Below are 17140 nucleotides of genomic sequence, written 5' to 3' on the forward strand. Positions count from 1 at the left end.
AGATTTTTAATCATCATGAATTAAACGATAAGGAGTCCCTGCAATAATTTCCAATGAATAATTTCTAAATATTGATAACTTTTTAATATCAGTTTCATGGTTAAACATTAACTAAATTAAATCTGCTTTCTTTTAATTTAAAAGCCCCAAGTCTTCTATGTCTTGAGGCTGAGGACTTTACTTACGTTTTGCATTTTTAAGTAAAATATTAATAAATGCTGCAGCTATATCAGACACTGGTTCATCTTTACGTGTCAAAATTCCATAATCTTGAGCATCTAAAATCAGGTCTGTTTCTAAAATCTGTAGCTGTCCTTCTTTCACCTGATCAATCACCATTGCTTCTGGCAACATGCCCACCATAGGCGCCCCTTTTAAGATCTGTAAAAAGGTCTGCATCGACATGGTATTTACCGTATTTAAAGGAATTTTGACTTTAGCTCGGGCGAATGCACCTTCCATACGCTCCCGAATGGGTGTGCCTTTAGGATAAAGTACCCACGGCCATTTTAATAATTCTTCTAATGTACAAAACTTTTTCTGGGCACATGGGTGCGCATTATTGACAACAATACAGAACGGCTCTGGGCCTAAGGGCTGGAAATCGAAAAACTGACTTTGCGTCACATCGGTAAAACGGCCTATGGCTAAATCTAGAGTATGTTCACTCAACATTTCCATTAAATGATCACTGGTCTGTTCAACAACATCGATAGAAAGTAGCGGCCATTGTTTCTTAATTTCGATAATTGAGTTTGGAATTACCACGGCGGTTGCTGCAAATATTCCCCCTACTTTTAAAAACCCATGTCCACCCAACCGTAAAATCTCGATGTCTTCAACAAAATGTTTTGCGTCATTCAAAACCCGCTGGGCATAACGAATGACATGTTCACCCAATGCCGTTACAGGCATATTACGGGGCAGTCGCTCAAAGACCTGAAATCCAAGAAGGCCCTCAATTTCCTTTAGCATTTTACTTACAGCAGGTTGACTTAAATTCATCTGCTCGGCAGCCAAATGCATGTTATTGGTTCGAGCTAAAGTCTCTAACAAAACCAAGTGCTTGAATTTAAGCCAGTTATTTAAACTTGAGTAAGTCAGATCTGCCATTTTTAAAATTCCTTTTCGATAACCATTGGTTATTAATAATTAAATTATTACGATTGGTGTTTATTAAATAAGAAACATATCATGATTTCAAATAAAAGAAGGAAGCTTTAAATGAACTTTACGTTAAATTCCCAGAACTCATTACCAGATGATGCAACTCAAGGATGCTTAATTGGCCGTGCGTGGATTCCAAGTCAAATCTCGGGTCCATCACCTATTATTTTAAGAGGCAATCAAGTTTTTGATATTTCGGAAAAATTTCATACCATTTCCGAATTACTTGAAAGGGCTGATCCTTTAAAAGCTTTATCTGAAATTGAAGGAAGACAAGTTGGTTCAATTGATGAGTTATTTGCCAATACTGTCGCCGAGCCAGATACCAACAAGGCATACTTTTTAGCCCCAATTGATTTACAAGTAATTAAAGCAGCAGGTGTTACCTTTGCTGCAAGCATGTTAGAACGTGTGATTGAAGAACAAGCCGGTGGTGATGCACAAAAAGCTCAATCGATTCGTGAAGTTGTACAAGGCGTAATCGGTGATAATTTAAAAACAATCGAACCCGGTTCTGAAAAAGCGTTACAACTCAAAGAATATTTAATCGAACAAAAAATGTGGTCTCAATATCTTGAGGTGGGTATTGGTACAGACGCCGAGATTTTTACTAAAGCCCCTGTTTTAGCAGCTGTAGGTACAGGACAAAATATTGGTATTCACCCAAAGTCTGAGTGGAATAATCCAGAGCCGGAAGTCGTATTAGTTGCTAACAGCCAAGGTAAGATTTTAGGTGCGACTTTAGGTAACGATGTGAATTTACGGGACTTTGAAGGTCGTAGCGCTCTCTTGTTAAGCAAAGCGAAAGATAACAACGCATCTTGTGCAATTGGCCCATTTATTCGTCTTTTTGACCATACTTTTACTTTAAATGATATTCGTACTTGCGATGTTGAACTGCAAATTCAAGGCACTGATAACTTTGTGTTAAATGGGGTGAGCTCTATGTCGCAAATTAGCCGAGATCCTGAAGATTTAATTCAACAAACTCTTAATGAAAACCATCAATATCCAGACGGTTTTGTTTTGTTCTTGGGCACTTTATTTGCACCTACTCAAGATCGCGAACAAGCTGGGGCTGGCTTTACCCATAAAGTTGGAGATGTCGTCCGTATTCATTCGCCTAAACTTGGTACTTTGTACAACACGGTTATGACCAGTGATAAAGCAACACCGTGGAATTTTGGAATAAATGCTTTGATGCGTAATTTGAAGCAGCGTGAATTACTATAATTTTCACGTATTATCGATCGGTTGAATTGCAAGATTCATCTCGTAAATAAACTAAATTTCAAAAAGTATGAGTGAAAGGATCAAAAAATGAATGATCAAAATAAACGGATTTTTTTACGTAGCCAAGAATGGTTTGATGATCCTGAACATGCTGACATGACCGCTTTATATGTTGAGCGTTACATGAATTATGGTTTGACCCGTGCCGAGTTACAATCAGGTCGCCCGATTATTGGAATTGCACAAACGGGGAGTGATTTGACCCCATGTAACCGTCATCACAAAGAACTTGCTGAACGCGTTAAAGCGGGTATTCGAGACGCAGGCGGTATTCCAATGGAATTCCCCGTCCACCCGATTGCAGAACAAACCCGTCGTCCAACTGCTGCACTTGACCGCAACTTAGCCTATTTAGGTTTGGTTGAAATCTTGCATGGTTATCCGCTTGATGGTGTAGTACTGACCACTGGCTGTGACAAAACTACTCCTGCATGTTTAATGGCAGCAGCCACAACAGATATACCTGCAATTGTGTTGTCTGGTGGGCCAATGCTGGATGGTCATTTTAAAGGTGAGTTAATTGGTTCCGGCACTGTGCTTTGGCATGCGCGCAATTTACTTGCGACCGGTGAAATTGACTATGAAGGGTTCATGGAGATGACCACTTCTGCTTCACCTTCGGTCGGACATTGCAACACCATGGGCACAGCACTTTCCATGAATGCTTTGGCAGAAGCGTTGGGTATGTCTTTACCGACATGTGCCAGTATTCCAGCGCCGTATCGTGAACGTGGGCAAATGGCCTACATGACCGGCAAAAGAATATGTGAAATGGTTTTAGAAGACTTACGTCCTTCTAAAATTATGACCAAACAATCTTTTGAAAATGCAATCGCAGTAGCCTCAGCTTTAGGCGCATCGAGTAACTGCCCTCCTCACCTCATTGCAATTGCCCGTCATATGGGGATTGAGCTGAGTTTAGAAGACTGGCAACGTGTTGGGGAAAATATTCCGCTCATTGTGAACTGTATGCCGGCGGGTAAATATTTGGGTGAAGGTTTCCACCGTGCGGGTGGTATCCCTGCCGTTCTACACGAACTACAAAAAGCTGGTGTATTACACGAAAATTGTGCATCGGTTAGCGGTAAAACAATTGGGGAAATTGCCAAAAATGCAAAAACTTCAAATGCAGATGTCATTTTTCCTTATGAGCAACCTCTTAAACATGGTGCCGGTTTCATTGTGCTTAGTGGCAACTTCTTTGACAGTGCCATTATGAAAATGTCTGTGGTGGGCGAAGCATTTAAAAAAACCTATTTATCAGATCCAAACAATGAAAATAGCTTCGAAGCACGTGCAATTGTTTTTGAAGGTCCCGAAGACTATCACGCACGTATCAATGACCCTGCCTTAAACATTGATGAACATTGTATTTTGGTTATTCGTGGCGCAGGTACAGTGGGTTATCCGGGTAGTGCTGAAGTCGTCAATATGGCTCCACCAGCGGAGTTGATTAAAAAAGGGATTGACTCACTGCCTTGCTTAGGAGATGGCCGCCAAAGCGGAACTTCTGCCAGCCCCTCTATTCTTAATATGTCACCCGAAGCGGCTGTAGGCGGTGGAATTGCCTTACTTAAAACCAATGACCGTTTACGTATTGATTTAAATAAACGTTCTGTCAACGTGCTCATTTCTGACGAAGAGTTAGAACAACGCCGCCGTGAATGGAAGCCGACGGTCTCTGCCTCTCAAACACCTTGGCAAGAAATGTATCGCAACATGGTAGGTCAATTATCGACTGGTGGTTGTTTGGAACCTGCAACTTTATATATGCGAGTCGTAAACCAAGACAACCTTCCAAGACACTCTCATTAATTTCAGGATATTTGTTATGACCATTATCGGACACAACTTTATTGGCGGTTCACGTAGCGCACAAGGTACAACCTTATTGAAAAGTGTAAATGCAACAACGGGCGAAACTTTGCCTTATGAGTTTCACCATGCAACCGAGCACGAGGTTAATCAGGCCTGTGAAGCAGCCAGTCAAGCCTTTAAAACTTACCGCCATACGTCTCCTGAACAGCGTGCTGTTTTTCTAGAAAATATTGCCGATGAACTTGATGCATTGGGTACAGATTTTCTTGAAATCGTATCGCAGGAAACCGCTTTGCCACTTGCACGCTTACAAGGTGAACGTGCCCGGACCAGTGGGCAAATGCGTTTGTTTGCCAAAGTATTACGCCGTGGTGATTTTTTAGGTGCCCGTATTGATACTGCTTTACCTGAGCGCCAGCCTTTACCTCGCCCAGACCTGCGTCAGATTAAAATCGGTGTTGGCCCTGTGGCAGTCTTTGGGGCAAGTAACTTTCCTTTAGCATTCTCAACCGCGGGCGGTGACACTGCTTCGGCACTGGCAGCAGGTTGCTCTGTAGTGGTGAAAGCCCATAGTGGACATATGGCGATAGCAGACTTTGTAGCTCAGGCAATTGAGCGTGCCGTAGAAAAATCAAATATGCCTAAAGGTGTATTTAACATGATTTATGGTAATGGCGTAGGTGAACCACTGGTTAAGCATCCTTTAATTCAGGCTGTGGGTTTTACAGGTTCACTGCGTGGTGGTCGCGCTTTATGTGACATGGCAGCAGCCCGTCCACAACCGATTCCGGTGTTTGCTGAAATGAGCAGCATTAACCCGATGTTGATGTTGCCAGAAGCCTTAAAAAACCGTGGTGAAAAAATTGCACAGGACTTGGCTGATTCGGTGGTTTTAGGCTGTGGTCAGTTCTGTACCAATCCGGGTTTAATCTTGGGTATTAAATCGGTCGAATTTAGCCAGCTCATTAGCAACCTAACCGACATTATGGGTGCTAAACCTGCACAAACTATGCTCAATGCCGGAACCTTAAAAAGTTATACCGCTGGTCTTGAGCACTTAACCCAGCATCAAGGCATCAAGCATTTGGCAGGTCAAACTCAACAAGGCAATCAGGCTCAGCCGCAACTGTTTAAAGCTGATGTTGAGCTTTTACTGGCCGGTGACCAGCTTTTACAGGAAGAAATTTTTGGGCCAACCACAGTCATTATTGAAGTTGAAGATAAAGCCCAACTCATTCAGGCGCTACAAAGCATGAATGGTCAGCTGACTGCGACTTTAATTGCCGATGAAACTGACTTAAACGAGTTTGCAGATGTAGTTCCTGTACTAGAAGAAAAAGCCGGTCGATTACTTATAAATGGCTACCCAACGGGTGTTGAGGTTTGTGATGCGATGGTGCATGGCGGGCCATACCCAGCCACTTCAGATGCAAGAGGCACCTCAGTTGGAACCTTGGCCATTGACCGTTACTTAAGACCTGTTTGCTACCAGAACTATCCGCAAAGTTTATTACCGGAAGCTTTAAAAGACAGCAACCCGTTGCAGATTTTAAGACTGGTGAATGGTGAGACGACTAGAGAAGCGATCTAAAAAAATAAAAAGAGACCATAAGTTGGTCTCTTTTTTATCGATATTCAAGTCTTACGTATAGGATATAAATTGCTAAATTAATTTGGTTTGTAATTGATATTTTTTAAAAATAAATCAACCGCGTAATCAACCCAAGCACTAATTTCATCGGTTGATATTAAATAATCAAGATGAGTCAAACATTTTAGATGAGCATCACTTCTTAACAGTGATAAAAATATATTTGCTGCGACTTCCGAAGAGGAAGTTAATTCAATTTCTCCTTGTTTAACCGACTTTTCAAGATAACCCGCAATAATATTTGCCAGACGTTGTGGCCCCACTTCAAAGAACTTTTCAGATAATTCCGGGAATCTTACGGCTTCTGCAATACAGACTCTAAAGAATGCCAAACCCGAATGCGATAAAATAAAACACAAATAAGTTTTCCCAATTTCAGTTAAAGCTGAACGTAAGTTTTTGGCCTTTGTTTCAACCAATATAATTTGTTCTTGCATATTGGCACATTTGCGCTCAATGACGGCAGCAAACATCGCTTCTTTATTTTTAAAACAACCATACATGGTCGCTTTTGAAACACCTGCTTCTTTTTGAATCATATCTGTGGTTGTGCCACTAAATCCGTGGATCAGAAAAAACTTTGTTGCTGCATCTAGAATTTTTTGATCTTTCTCTTTGGTTTTAGTGCAATCTGACATACGAACCTACAAACATATTTAGCAATTTCATTCTTAGTTTAACTCATCGAAAAGTTCAAAATCGAGAATTGACGTAATTTTAATAAGATAGTAGAGTACCGATCGGTACAGTTGAGCTTAATATTTGCCCTGTTCGGTGCAACAAGCTCATTTTAAAATTTAAGGTAAAAGATGAATATACGACCACTCATCGGTTTGGCAGGTGCAATTTTTGCAGCCATGACTGTCGAATTTAATAACCGAATTAGCAGCATTACCTTGGTCGATATTCGTGGTGCAATGGGCATTAGTGTCGACGCTGGTTATTGGGTCAGTAGTATTTATGCCAGTGCCATGATTATTGGCATGATCCTGTCCACCAGTTGGGCCGTTATTTTTTCTATGCGTCGGGTTCTTCTTTTTGCGATAGGACTTTGCCTCTTCTCTAGCGTTTTAATTCCTTTTAGCCCAAATATCGAAATATTTTATTTATTACGGGGCCTGCAAGGACTCGCCAATGGTTTAACCATTCCTTTACTTATGGCCTGTGCACTTAGATTCCTAGGACCTGAAATTCGTCTATGGGGTTTGGCCTGCTATGCATTAACAGCAACTTTTTTCCCCAACTTAAGTGCTGCACTTGCTGCCTTTTATTTGGATGTGATTGGTTGGAAGATGATATTTTTCCAAACCATTCCTTTTTGTGCTTTAAGTGCTGCGTTAGTTTACTTCGGTATTCCGCAAGATCCGTTAAATTACTCAAGAATAAAAACTTACGATTGGACTGGCGCGATTCTAGCCATTATTGGTTTGGCAAGCCTTAGTACCATGCTTTTGCATGGCAATCATTTGGACTGGTTCCATTCAAAATTGATTTGTGTTTTGGCTTTAATGAGTGCCATTACCCTCCCTTTATTTTTAATACATGAATGGCGCTATCCAACACCATTAATTAAACCGCAAATGCTCGAAATACGAAATTTTGGTTATGCTGTTATTGCGTTGTTCTGCTTTGTGGTTATTGGTATGTCAACCAGTACATTACCCCTTAATTACTTAAGCGCCGTGCATGGTTATAAGCCTACTCAAACCATGTGGATTGGCTTACAAATTGCCGCATTACAATTTATCTATATCCCGATTGTTATTAAAGTTTTGAACCAAGCTTGGGTTGATAGCCGATATGTACATGGATTTGGTTTACTTTTGGTTATGGTTGGCTGCTTAGGTGCAAGTCAACTTGATACGACTTGGAACCAAGAACAATTCTATTTTTGGCATGCAATCTCATGTTTAGGACAAACCTGTGTAGTGCTTTCGCTCCTCATGATGGGTACAAATAGTGTCCACCCAACTATGGCAATCTATGCTTCGCCTATGATTAACACCCCGCGTGCTATTAGCGGCGTACTTGGTGTGTGCCTTTTGGACTGGGTCAATCGAGTACGTGGTGAATACCATTCAACACGGCTGATTGAAAATACCGCACAACATGTTTTTCAAAATATTCAAGGTCCTGTTATTAATCCTCTTCCCCCGCCTGTGCTGAGTGCAGATGGTACCGAACGTGTTTCCGGTGGTTTATCTGCCTTAAATTCTGCGATTCAGGCACAGCAATCAGTGTTAGTCATTAGCGATCAATATCTGATTTTAGCGGGACTTACTGCAATTTTATTTATCGTTATGGTGATTTTGCCAGTTAGAACTTATCCACCACGCATTGCTCTCATTAAGTTAATGAATAGTCATAAATCAGGAAAATCTTTATGAGTACTCTCGAAGCCCAAGATCACTCCATGACCGAGTCACCCAAGTTAACAAAGATGCAATATCTTAAGAAACACTGGGTTATGGTTATTGCATTTATTATCGTTCTAGTTTCCATTTTATGGATTTTAAAAGTTATATTTTTACCTTCTTCAGTGGTTAAAACTGACGATGCACGGGTAGATGTCGAGTACTCAACCATTGCTCCTAAAGTGTCAGGCAATATTGAAGAAATTTATATTAAAGATCACCAGACCGTAAAAAAAGGCCAACTTTTGGCACGGATTGATGCACGAGATTATCAGGCGGCTTTAGCTGAAGCAGAATCTAATTATGCTAAAGCACAAGCTGACTTAAATGAAGCAAAGCTGGCAGTAGAAAGACAACCCACTGTTATTCGAGAAACAGAAGCCCAGCTTAGAAAAGTAGAAGCTGGTATTAAACTCACCAAAGATAATACAGCACGTTATGAGCAACTACAGGCGCTTGGTGCTGAGTCTAGATTGATTACGCAACAGTCAAAAACCACATTGACCGAGCAATATGCCGACTTGGACAGCAGTAAAGAAAAAGTCACAGATGCACAGTATCAGCTCAACCAATATAAGATTAAGGTTCAAGCAAAAAAAGCCGCTTTAAAACAAGCTCAAGCTGCACTTGATAAAGCAAAACTGAATCTGAGTTATACAGAAATTCGAGCGCCTATTGATGGCATGATTGGGCAAAAGTCTGCAAATGTGGGCAACTTTGTTGGCGCAGGTAATCCACTCATGGTGGTTGTGCCTTTAGATCAAGTATATGTAGAAGCCAACTTCCGTGAAATTGAGCTAAAACAAATTAAAATCGGCCAGCCTGTCACTGTTTATGTCGACGCTTACAATGTTGAGTTAAAAGGCGTGGTAGATAGTTTTTCACCATCGACTGGTGCATTTTTCTCGCCAATTTCGGCTACAAATGCGACGGGTAACTTTACTAAAATTGTTCAGCGTTTACCTTTACGCATCAAACTTCTTGAGAACCAGCCGGATATTAAGTTGTTGCGCCCTGGTCTATCTGTTGTAGTTTCTGTGGATACCACTAAAAAGTAAATTTGAGATTGTGGCGTAATTAAAAAGAGACCTTAAATGGTCTCTTTTTTTACATTATGAAAACTCATCTGTTCTAAATTAAATAAAAGCCACTCTTTAAAGTGGCTGTGATTACATTAAAAATTGTATCGACCTAACAAGTTGATTCGAGATAACTTTCCGTCTAAATCTGAAAAAGTTTCTCTCTCACCATAGGTGTATTCAACACCAAGATCGACTTTCTCTACAGGTGTCCAGAATAAGTTGACGCTTGCATTGATTAGCCTTTTATTTTGATTAAGGTTATTTTCTGAAAAATTTGAATCTTTATGGACAAGACTACCAGCAGACAAAGAAGAGCGTAAATTTTCATTCCATTTACGCATATACCCTAACTCGATAGAATCAAATTCACTTAAATACATTTGATTTTGATCAAAGTAGAACGCGTCATTATCTTTTGAATAAAGCATATAACGATTATCACCTGCTATATGGTAATAATTGAATACAATCGCATCATTTTCAGAAAGCTTATACTTCGTGCCTAATCCAGCTCCCCAAGCAAGTTTAGTTTGCTCCTCATTCGCATTAGAAATTGCTCGATTTTCATGTAGCATGCCGTGCAATTGAACCAATAAATTTGGATTCTTAAATTCATATCTCATGGTTAATGCAGGAAGACGACTTCCACCTTCTACATTTTTATTTTCAACATCACCACCTTCCAAAGCGACTAATAATTTTTGTTTGGCATCAACGATGTGCTGATAACGGATTTGGATATTACGCTGAGTTCCTGTGCCCATTGCACCTGTAAAATCAACCAAACTTGGCGCTGTATCACTATTCACAAAAGGTGAAGTCGTCTGACCAATTAGCCAATTTCCTAGTGAAATATAAGCGTGTCTAACCCGAACCGAACCATTCCCGTTATCTCCACCACTTCCCATAAAATCGGCTTCTAACTTTCCAACTAAATCTCCCTTCGAGGTCGGCTTAACGATATCCACCCCTACACGTGAAGTCGCGGCAGAAACATTTAATGATTTACTTGTTGAGTTTGAATTATCTAATGGTATTGACCCTGTTTTATTCGCAATAGTACGGGTTGAACCTTCAAAATCATACGCAGCATCAACACGTATATTTCCATAAAATTTAATTTTAGTCTGATCAGCCGAAACAGGTTTGTCAGTATTTGATGTTTTGCTTTGACTCAATTCAGGTGCTTTATTCAATCCGTTATTTTGATTTAAGTTCTGCTGCTCCATCAGATAATCTATTTGCTGTTGTAATTTAATTATTTTTTCATTTAGCGCTGAGTTATCTTGGCTTTCAGCTTTGGCTTGCTGCAGAGTCATACCCATTAATAACGATAAATAAATAATCCCTTTATGTTTCATGTCCTTTTCCTTTAGACGAAATCACATAGACCGAATTGAAATTTCCTATTTTTCAATCAGTAAAATAATGATTATTGAATTAACTTTAGATAGGCTAACGAAGCTCAATCATTGACTTCGCTAGTTCCCTTCCTGTTTGAATAGCTTTGAATGACCTTATTCCGGTAATTCACATCCCTTTTGTTTTAAGCTGTTAATCACCCAACTACGATCATTTTCACCTACGGCGATTTGCTCTAATTGCTTTTGTTCAGCGGCATGTTTGGCGCTTGCTTTCAGATAAACTTCTTCAACTTCCGCATAAGGCACGCTTAAAAGCCCATCTTCATCCCCTAAAATCAAGTCTCCAGGTTCAATTACCATTCCATTGATTGCGATAGGGACATTAATTTCCCCCGGTCCGTCTTTATAAGGTCCTCGATGTGAAATTCCTGCTGCAAAAAGTGGAAATTCACCTTCTCCAATTACAACTGAATCACGAATCGCGCCATTAATAACAATGCCAGCTATACCTTTTTTAATGGCATACGCAACCATCATCTCTCCAATTAATGCATTGGTTAGATCGCCACCCGCATCAACCACAATAACGTCTCCCGCTTGGGCAATATCAATCGCGTAGTGCAACATCAAGTTGTCACCTGGGCGCGCCTTAACTGTAATGGCAGGGCCCCAAAGATATCCCTTTTTATGCATTGGTCTTAATTGAGCCCCACCTGAAGTCATTCGATTCATTGAGTCACTGACATTAGCGACTGGTAGATCTCGATATTGTTCAATCCATTTCTGCTCAACTTTTCTGTCGTTTTTTAGCACTCTAAAACCAATTGCCATAATTTTTCCCTTACATCAATTTTCTTGTGCAAATTAATATGACAGCATTTTTTTGAAATGTCATTTCATTTTTAAATTAAATTTAATTAAAATTTACTCAATTTTTAAATTTATTTTTTCTATTGACTAATTTTTTGAAATGTCGTTTTAATAATATAAACCACTAAGGACGTATTTTGTTCAAAATACTTAAATGGAGTGCAAGCCAAAAATGAAACGTAAAGTTCTTATCACGGGACCCACATTAACTTCAGATGCGTTACTGTATGCTCAATCCCATGATATTCAGTTGATTCCAACTGAACCCTACATGGCAAAAGATGAAATGGAAAAACTCATCCATGATGAACAACCTGATGCAATCATTGTTCGAACAGGCAAACTTTCTAGAGATATGATTTTTGCTTCTGACAATTTAAAAGTGATTGCAAAACATGGCGTTGGGTTTGACACAATCGACACTCAGGCTGCTGCTGAACGAAAAATTCCTGTCACTATTGCCGTAGGCGCAAATGCACAATCTGTTGCCGAACACGCTTTTGCCCTTATGTTTAATGTTGCTCGACAAGTCACATGGTTAGACCAACGGATCCGAGAAGGTCACTGGGATAAAGCAAGTGCAAATGGTGTGGAGCTATATGGCAAAACGCTGGGCTTAATTGGTTTAGGGGCAATCGGTAGCATACTCATGAAGTTAGTCGCTCCCTTAAATATGAAAGTAAAAGTATATGACCCGTTTCTAGAAAATTTGCCAGAGCTAGATTATGTAGAACAAGAGCAAGACTTTGAAAAACTTTTAGAAAACAGTGACATTATTAGCTTACATTGCCCACTTACAGCAGAGAATAGACACTTATTTTCTTACCCTCAATTTGAAAAGATGAAACGCTCAAGCATCTTAATTAATACAGCACGTGGTGAATTAATTGATCAGGCTGCATTAGTTGATGCACTTAAAAATAATAAAATTGCTGGTGCAGGTCTGGACACTTTTCCTTCAGAACCGCCAGAAAAAGATAACCCATTATGGGAATTACCTAATTTGGTTGTGACTCCTCACATAGGAGCAAATACAACAGATTCACGTAATCGTGTCGGTCTATTAGTACTCGAACAAATCGTGAGTATTTGGAATGGTCAACTACTAAACCCACGAGCTATCGCTAACTGGAAGTTACTCAATAGCTAATCATGGAACTCAATTGTTTCTAAGCTTTTAGATGCAAGAACAATTAAAATATTGAATATAAAAAAGGATTTTTTTATGTCTACAGAATACTCTCAACCGAGTGCGATTGAACGTGAAACGATGCGCAAGGTAGCGTGGCGATTACTGCCTTTTTTAACGATTTGTTATGTTATCGCTATTATTGATCGTGGCAATATTGGTATGGCTTCATTACAAATGAATGAAGACCTGGGATTAACAGCTACTGCTTTTGGTTTTGCCAGTAGCTTATTTTTCTTTGCATATTTTCTATTTGAAGTACCCAGCAACCTCGCCATGCAAAAATTTGGAGCAAAAGTATGGATTGCCCGAATTATGGTGACGTGGGGGGTAATATCATCCACAACTGCATTCGTTGAAAGCTCCACATCGTTATATATTATGCGGTTCTTACTCGGCGCTGCCGAAGCAGGTTTTTTCCCTGGTGTAATTTTATATTTAACCTATTGGTTGCCTGCTAATTATAGAGCCAGAATGGTGGCAATATTCATGGTGGCAATTCCAGGTGCAAACTTTCTAGGTTCACCATTATCAGGATTTTTATTATCCCTAGATGGCTGGATGGGCATGCGTGGATGGCATTGGCTATTTATTTTAGAAGGTATTCCTGCGGTTTTACTGGGTATCGCTTGTCTGTTTGTTCTTACTGATCGACCAGAACAAGCAAAATGGCTCAATAGCGAGCAAAAAGCTTGGTTAGTTGAAAGACTACAGTTTGAACGCCAACAAAAAACGCCAATTGGTCATATTTCACTATGGCAACTTTTAAAGAATAAATATATTTGGACTATGATCATTATCTATTCGGGTGCTTCTGCTGCTGGTAGTACGATGAGTGTTTGGGCACCACAATTAATTAAATCATTCGGTTTGAGTAATGTAGAAATTGGTCTAGTCAATGCAATTCCTTATGGCATCGCTTCTATTGCCATGATTCTTTGGGGTCGCAGCTCAGATCGTAAAAATGAACGCCTTTGGCACACAGCAATCGCTCTATTGATGATCTCAATTGGTTTGTTAATTGCTTTGTTCACGTCTTCACTTATTGGCACAATCTTTTTACTCAGTATCGTTTTAATTGGTGCTTATTCTGCAAAAGGTCCTTTCTGGGCTTTGGCATCTTCATGGATGTCACCGAGTACAACGGCGGCAGGATTAGCAGCAATTGGCGCATGTGCCAACCTGATTGGTGGCGGCATGATGGTGAATATCTACGGCGCAATTCATGATGCAACAGGAAGCCATGCTATCGCCTTACTTCCACTTGCAGCCTTAAATCTTGTGTCAGCTATCATGGTTTTTATTATGTCTAGAAAGAAAGCTGTTTTGTTTAACCAACCACAAAGTACTTCGTAAATAGCATAAATAAAAAAGGGGCTAAATCATGAGCCCCCTTTTTTTACATTTACAATCTTAGAATTAATTACGGATACTCTTACCACCCAAACTTTTCGTTAAATCATCTGCAATTTTGAAGAAAAAATCACTTACAGACTTTGCGATTTCTAAAGTAAAACGACTTGATGGCCCCGAAACAACCAATGCTCCAACTACATCATTTTGCGCGTCAAATACTGGCAATGCCATTGAAGCCGCATGCGGTTCTGTTACACCCGTTGAATAAAAAGGTTCAGTTCTAGATAAAATTTGTTCATGGGTAGATCGTAAGGCTTGAGCACCTGCCGCCCCATCCATTGGTCTAACTTCACCTGGTTGAATATGAACGCGTAATCGATGAGTAGAGTTGATACGATATTGGCAAAGGCGATATGCGCCATGCTTAACGTAAAATGAAGCCGTCTCACCAATTTCATCTACAAGTTGCTGTAAACAAGGCACGACGTGTCGTTCTAAGTCTAAAGCATCTTGATAAATTGTGTTTAAACGCATGACTTCACTAGCAAGCGTATATCGACCATCAGAAAGACGGTTAACAAAACCAAAATCTTCTAGCGAAACAATTAAACGCATGATGGTTGCTTTATTTAATTCTGTTCGTTCAGCGAGTTCTGCTAGGGTTAAAGATTTATCACCTATTCTAAAAGCAGTTAACAAAGTTAAAAGGCGATCAGCCGATGCATTTCCGCTTGTTGCTGGGTGAGGTTTAATTTTAACCATGTTTTTCCTACAATATCTTGATATCAATTTTAATGTATTGAATTAGGTTTTTAACTTTACCATATTTCTTATATTTTAATTCTATCTCTCGACAGCAACTTCTCTCATTTATCAAAGTACTTGAATTTAAGTAAGGTCTCATTATTAGCATGCTTTACGACTAACAATGAGACTTATATTAATTTCAATATTAAGCCCGTATTTTACCCTTCTACCTTTTTATCCTTACTACTTGAATAGATAAAATATAAAGCAATCCCTAAGCAAATTAGCGCTCCTAATCGATATGGCGAAAAAGGAAGTGTTTCATTGCAGAACCAGCCAAAGTTATCAATCAAAATACTCATTAAAAGTTGCCCAAAAATCACAGCAACAGTAGCAACCGCAGCTCCGATTCTTTGTACAGCCAGTACCATAATGACAATATAAGGTACGCCACACATAGCACCTAATAACTGCCATTTAGGAACATCTAGTAACGTTAAGGTTTGTTTGGGTTCAAAGTAAAAAATAAGGAGAGCCGTAATTAGAGCACCGACCGAAAAAGTCAGAAAAGCACTACGAAAAACACCAACTTTCGCTCCAAGTTGACCATTAATTGCGGCCTGTACACTCAGCAAAGCACCACCAATCACAGCGAGAAGAATCATTAAAATTGTCATGGCTATCTCCTACGCTTTTGCCACAAGTATAAGTGCGACAACAATAAAGATGAGTGCCACTACCCGTTTACGGTCTACTTTTCGATGTGGAGTTCCCAGTAAACCATAGTGGTCGATAATCAGACTTTTAGACACCTGACCCGCTAAAATGCCAATCATGGTCATTGCAATACCAATAATTGGAGTCGTAATGGTCAAAATAATGACGTAAGCAGGACCAAGAACACCGCCGAGTAATTGCCAAGATGGAAGTGTAAAAAATGAAGGACTATTCCGTGGGCTAAAAAACAGCATGAGTAGAAAGGTAAGTGCTGCACCCACACCAAAAATACTAAACGTGGCCCATAACTCACCCACTTCCTTTCCTAACGGCCCTAGAAGCCCTGCTTCGACCGATAGCCCCATACCCCCTAAAATGGTTAGGAGTAGTAATAGAATTTGCATCTACATTGCCTCATCTGTATCTAAGCAACGAATAGTAAGGTAGCCAATTCATCAGAAAAACAGCATAATTCATGAATCACTTTTGCAGAAATTGCACAAATGGATTTAACAAATTCGATTGATATCCGCACGCTTCGCTTCTTTATTAGTGTTTATAACGCGCAAAACTTCTCAAATGTAGCACGTAAAGAAGATGTATCAGCGTCTATGATTTCACGCACCATTCAACAACTTGAAGATGCATTGGGCCAGCAACTTTTCTACCGAAATACGCGAGCAATCACACCGACCGAATCGGGCAAATTATTTTTTGAGTACGCGAAAAAAATTACCGAACAATTTGATGAAGCTCAAAAGGCTTTACAAGATAAAACCATAGAGCCATCGGGACTCGTCCGCATTAATGCCCCTGTGTTTTTTGGTCAACGGCATATTGCACCGTGGTTGGCTGGTTTATCAGAGCGTTATCCAAGACTTTTAATAGAACTAATTCAAACCGATGAATTTATAGATCCATTACGCGAAAGCACAGATTTAATATTTCGTATTGGAGCACTGACTGATTCATCATTTCATGCACGTATTTTTGGTACACAAAAATATCATTTGGCAGCGTCTCCTCAATATATTGCCAAATACGGTACGCCTGATCATCCGACAGAACTTAATCAGCACAAATGCCTAGTCTATAAAGGTTTTGAAGGTCCTAACCGCTGGTTAGTAAGAAAGCCCAATGAAGAATGGGTACATTATCCAATTACTCCATTGCTGTCTTCAAACAATGCCGAGAGTTTAATGACAGCCGCGCTTCATGGCATGGGGATTGTTTTATTTCCTGATTGGTTGATTGGCGAAGCTTTAAAACGAGGTGACTTAATAAAGCTTTTACCTGAATATGAAGTCGCGATTAAATCACAACCCCAGCATATCGCGGCCATTTATCCCAATGTCCGCCATCCACCGCTCAACATTAGAGCAGTGATAGATTATTTTGCAGAAATTTATGGAGACACACCGTATTGGCAGAATTAAATTTTTCTTTTAATCATCATTTATAAAGACAAAAAC

15 protein-coding genes are annotated in these 17140 nt (G+C 39.8%); 8 read left to right on the plus strand and 7 right to left on the minus strand.

Annotated features, from left to right (window positions below):
* Window positions 1-177: 177 nt before the first annotated feature.
* Window positions 178-1113, minus strand: a complete 936-nt coding sequence (locus J576_RS13755; RefSeq protein ID WP_000774594.1) for a LysR family transcriptional regulator — start codon at window positions 1111-1113, stop codon at window positions 178-180.
* A gap of 111 nt (window positions 1114-1224) precedes the next feature.
* On the opposite strand from J576_RS13755, the gene J576_RS13760 reads away from it, so the two are divergent.
* From J576_RS13760 to J576_RS13770, 3 genes are all read left to right on the plus strand, one after another.
* Window positions 1225-2400 carry a fumarylacetoacetate hydrolase family protein gene (locus J576_RS13760; RefSeq protein ID WP_002048619.1) on the plus strand — a complete coding sequence of 392 codons (1176 nt, stop codon included), beginning with the start codon at window positions 1225-1227 and terminating at the stop codon, window positions 2398-2400.
* 87 nt (window positions 2401-2487) lie between these two features.
* A complete protein-coding gene (locus tag J576_RS13765) occupies window positions 2488-4275 on the plus strand; it encodes an IlvD/Edd family dehydratase (RefSeq protein WP_002048631.1) in 1788 nt (595 codons plus the stop codon).
* Between the two features lie 16 nt (window positions 4276-4291).
* Entirely contained in the window at window positions 4292-5869 is a 1578-nt protein-coding gene (locus tag J576_RS13770; RefSeq protein WP_033855634.1) for an aldehyde dehydrogenase (NADP(+)), read from the plus strand.
* Window positions 5870-5946: 77 nt separating this feature from the next.
* Here J576_RS13770 and J576_RS13775 read toward each other — a convergent pair whose 3' ends face one another.
* Window positions 5947-6567, minus strand: coding sequence for a TetR/AcrR family transcriptional regulator (locus tag J576_RS13775; RefSeq protein ID WP_002050874.1), 621 nt, complete (start codon window positions 6565-6567; stop codon window positions 5947-5949).
* Window positions 6568-6738: 171 nt separating this feature from the next.
* Between J576_RS13775 and J576_RS13780 the strand changes: the two genes are divergently transcribed.
* The gene (locus J576_RS13780) at window positions 6739-8316 is read left to right on the plus strand and encodes an MFS transporter (protein ID WP_033855635.1); all 1578 of its coding nucleotides are present in this window, start codon (window positions 6739-6741) and stop codon (window positions 8314-8316) included.
* A complete protein-coding gene (locus J576_RS13785) occupies window positions 8313-9401 on the plus strand; it encodes an HlyD family secretion protein (protein ID WP_033855636.1) in 1089 nt (362 codons plus the stop codon). The genes J576_RS13780 and J576_RS13785 overlap by 4 nt, the downstream gene beginning before the upstream one ends.
* 116 nt (window positions 9402-9517) lie before the next feature.
* Here the strand turns inward: J576_RS13785 and J576_RS13790 are convergent, their stop codons facing one another.
* Both J576_RS13790 and J576_RS13795 read right to left on the minus strand, forming a co-directional pair.
* A complete protein-coding gene (locus J576_RS13790) occupies window positions 9518-10786 on the minus strand; it encodes a DcaP family trimeric outer membrane transporter (protein ID WP_002050850.1) in 1269 nt (422 codons plus the stop codon).
* 156 nt (window positions 10787-10942) lie between these two features.
* Window positions 10943-11620, minus strand: a complete 678-nt coding sequence (locus tag J576_RS13795) for an RraA family protein (protein WP_033855637.1) — start codon at window positions 11618-11620, stop codon at window positions 10943-10945.
* A gap of 193 nt (window positions 11621-11813) precedes the next feature.
* Between J576_RS13795 and J576_RS13800 the strand changes: the two genes are divergently transcribed.
* Entirely contained in the window at window positions 11814-12809 is a 996-nt protein-coding gene (locus J576_RS13800) for a hydroxyacid dehydrogenase (RefSeq protein ID WP_171062652.1), read from the plus strand.
* A 75-nt stretch (window positions 12810-12884) separates the two neighbouring features.
* Window positions 12885-14204, plus strand: a complete 1320-nt coding sequence (locus J576_RS13805; protein WP_002050873.1) for an MFS transporter — start codon at window positions 12885-12887, stop codon at window positions 14202-14204.
* Between the two features lie 63 nt (window positions 14205-14267).
* Here the strand turns inward: J576_RS13805 and J576_RS13810 are convergent, their stop codons facing one another.
* From J576_RS13810 to J576_RS13820, 3 genes are all read right to left on the minus strand, one after another.
* Window positions 14268-14966, minus strand: coding sequence for an IclR family transcriptional regulator (locus J576_RS13810; protein ID WP_002050824.1), 699 nt, complete (start codon window positions 14964-14966; stop codon window positions 14268-14270).
* A gap of 203 nt (window positions 14967-15169) precedes the next feature.
* Entirely contained in the window at window positions 15170-15628 is a 459-nt protein-coding gene (locus tag J576_RS13815) for a DMT family transporter (RefSeq protein WP_002050801.1), read from the minus strand.
* Window positions 15629-15637: 9 nt separating this feature from the next.
* Window positions 15638-16072, minus strand: a complete 435-nt coding sequence (locus tag J576_RS13820; protein WP_002050842.1) for a DMT family transporter — start codon at window positions 16070-16072, stop codon at window positions 15638-15640.
* Between the two features lie 99 nt (window positions 16073-16171).
* Here J576_RS13820 and J576_RS13825 point away from each other — a divergent pair, with 99 nt between their 5' ends.
* Complete coding sequence (locus J576_RS13825; protein WP_002050862.1) at window positions 16172-17104, plus strand: LysR family transcriptional regulator; 933 nt, start codon at window positions 16172-16174, stop codon at window positions 17102-17104.
* Window positions 17105-17140: the final 36 nt, after the last annotated feature.

The organism is Acinetobacter sp. 766875 (assembly GCF_000582055.1).
GTDB classification, from domain to species: domain Bacteria; phylum Pseudomonadota; class Gammaproteobacteria; order Pseudomonadales; family Moraxellaceae; genus Acinetobacter; species Acinetobacter nosocomialis.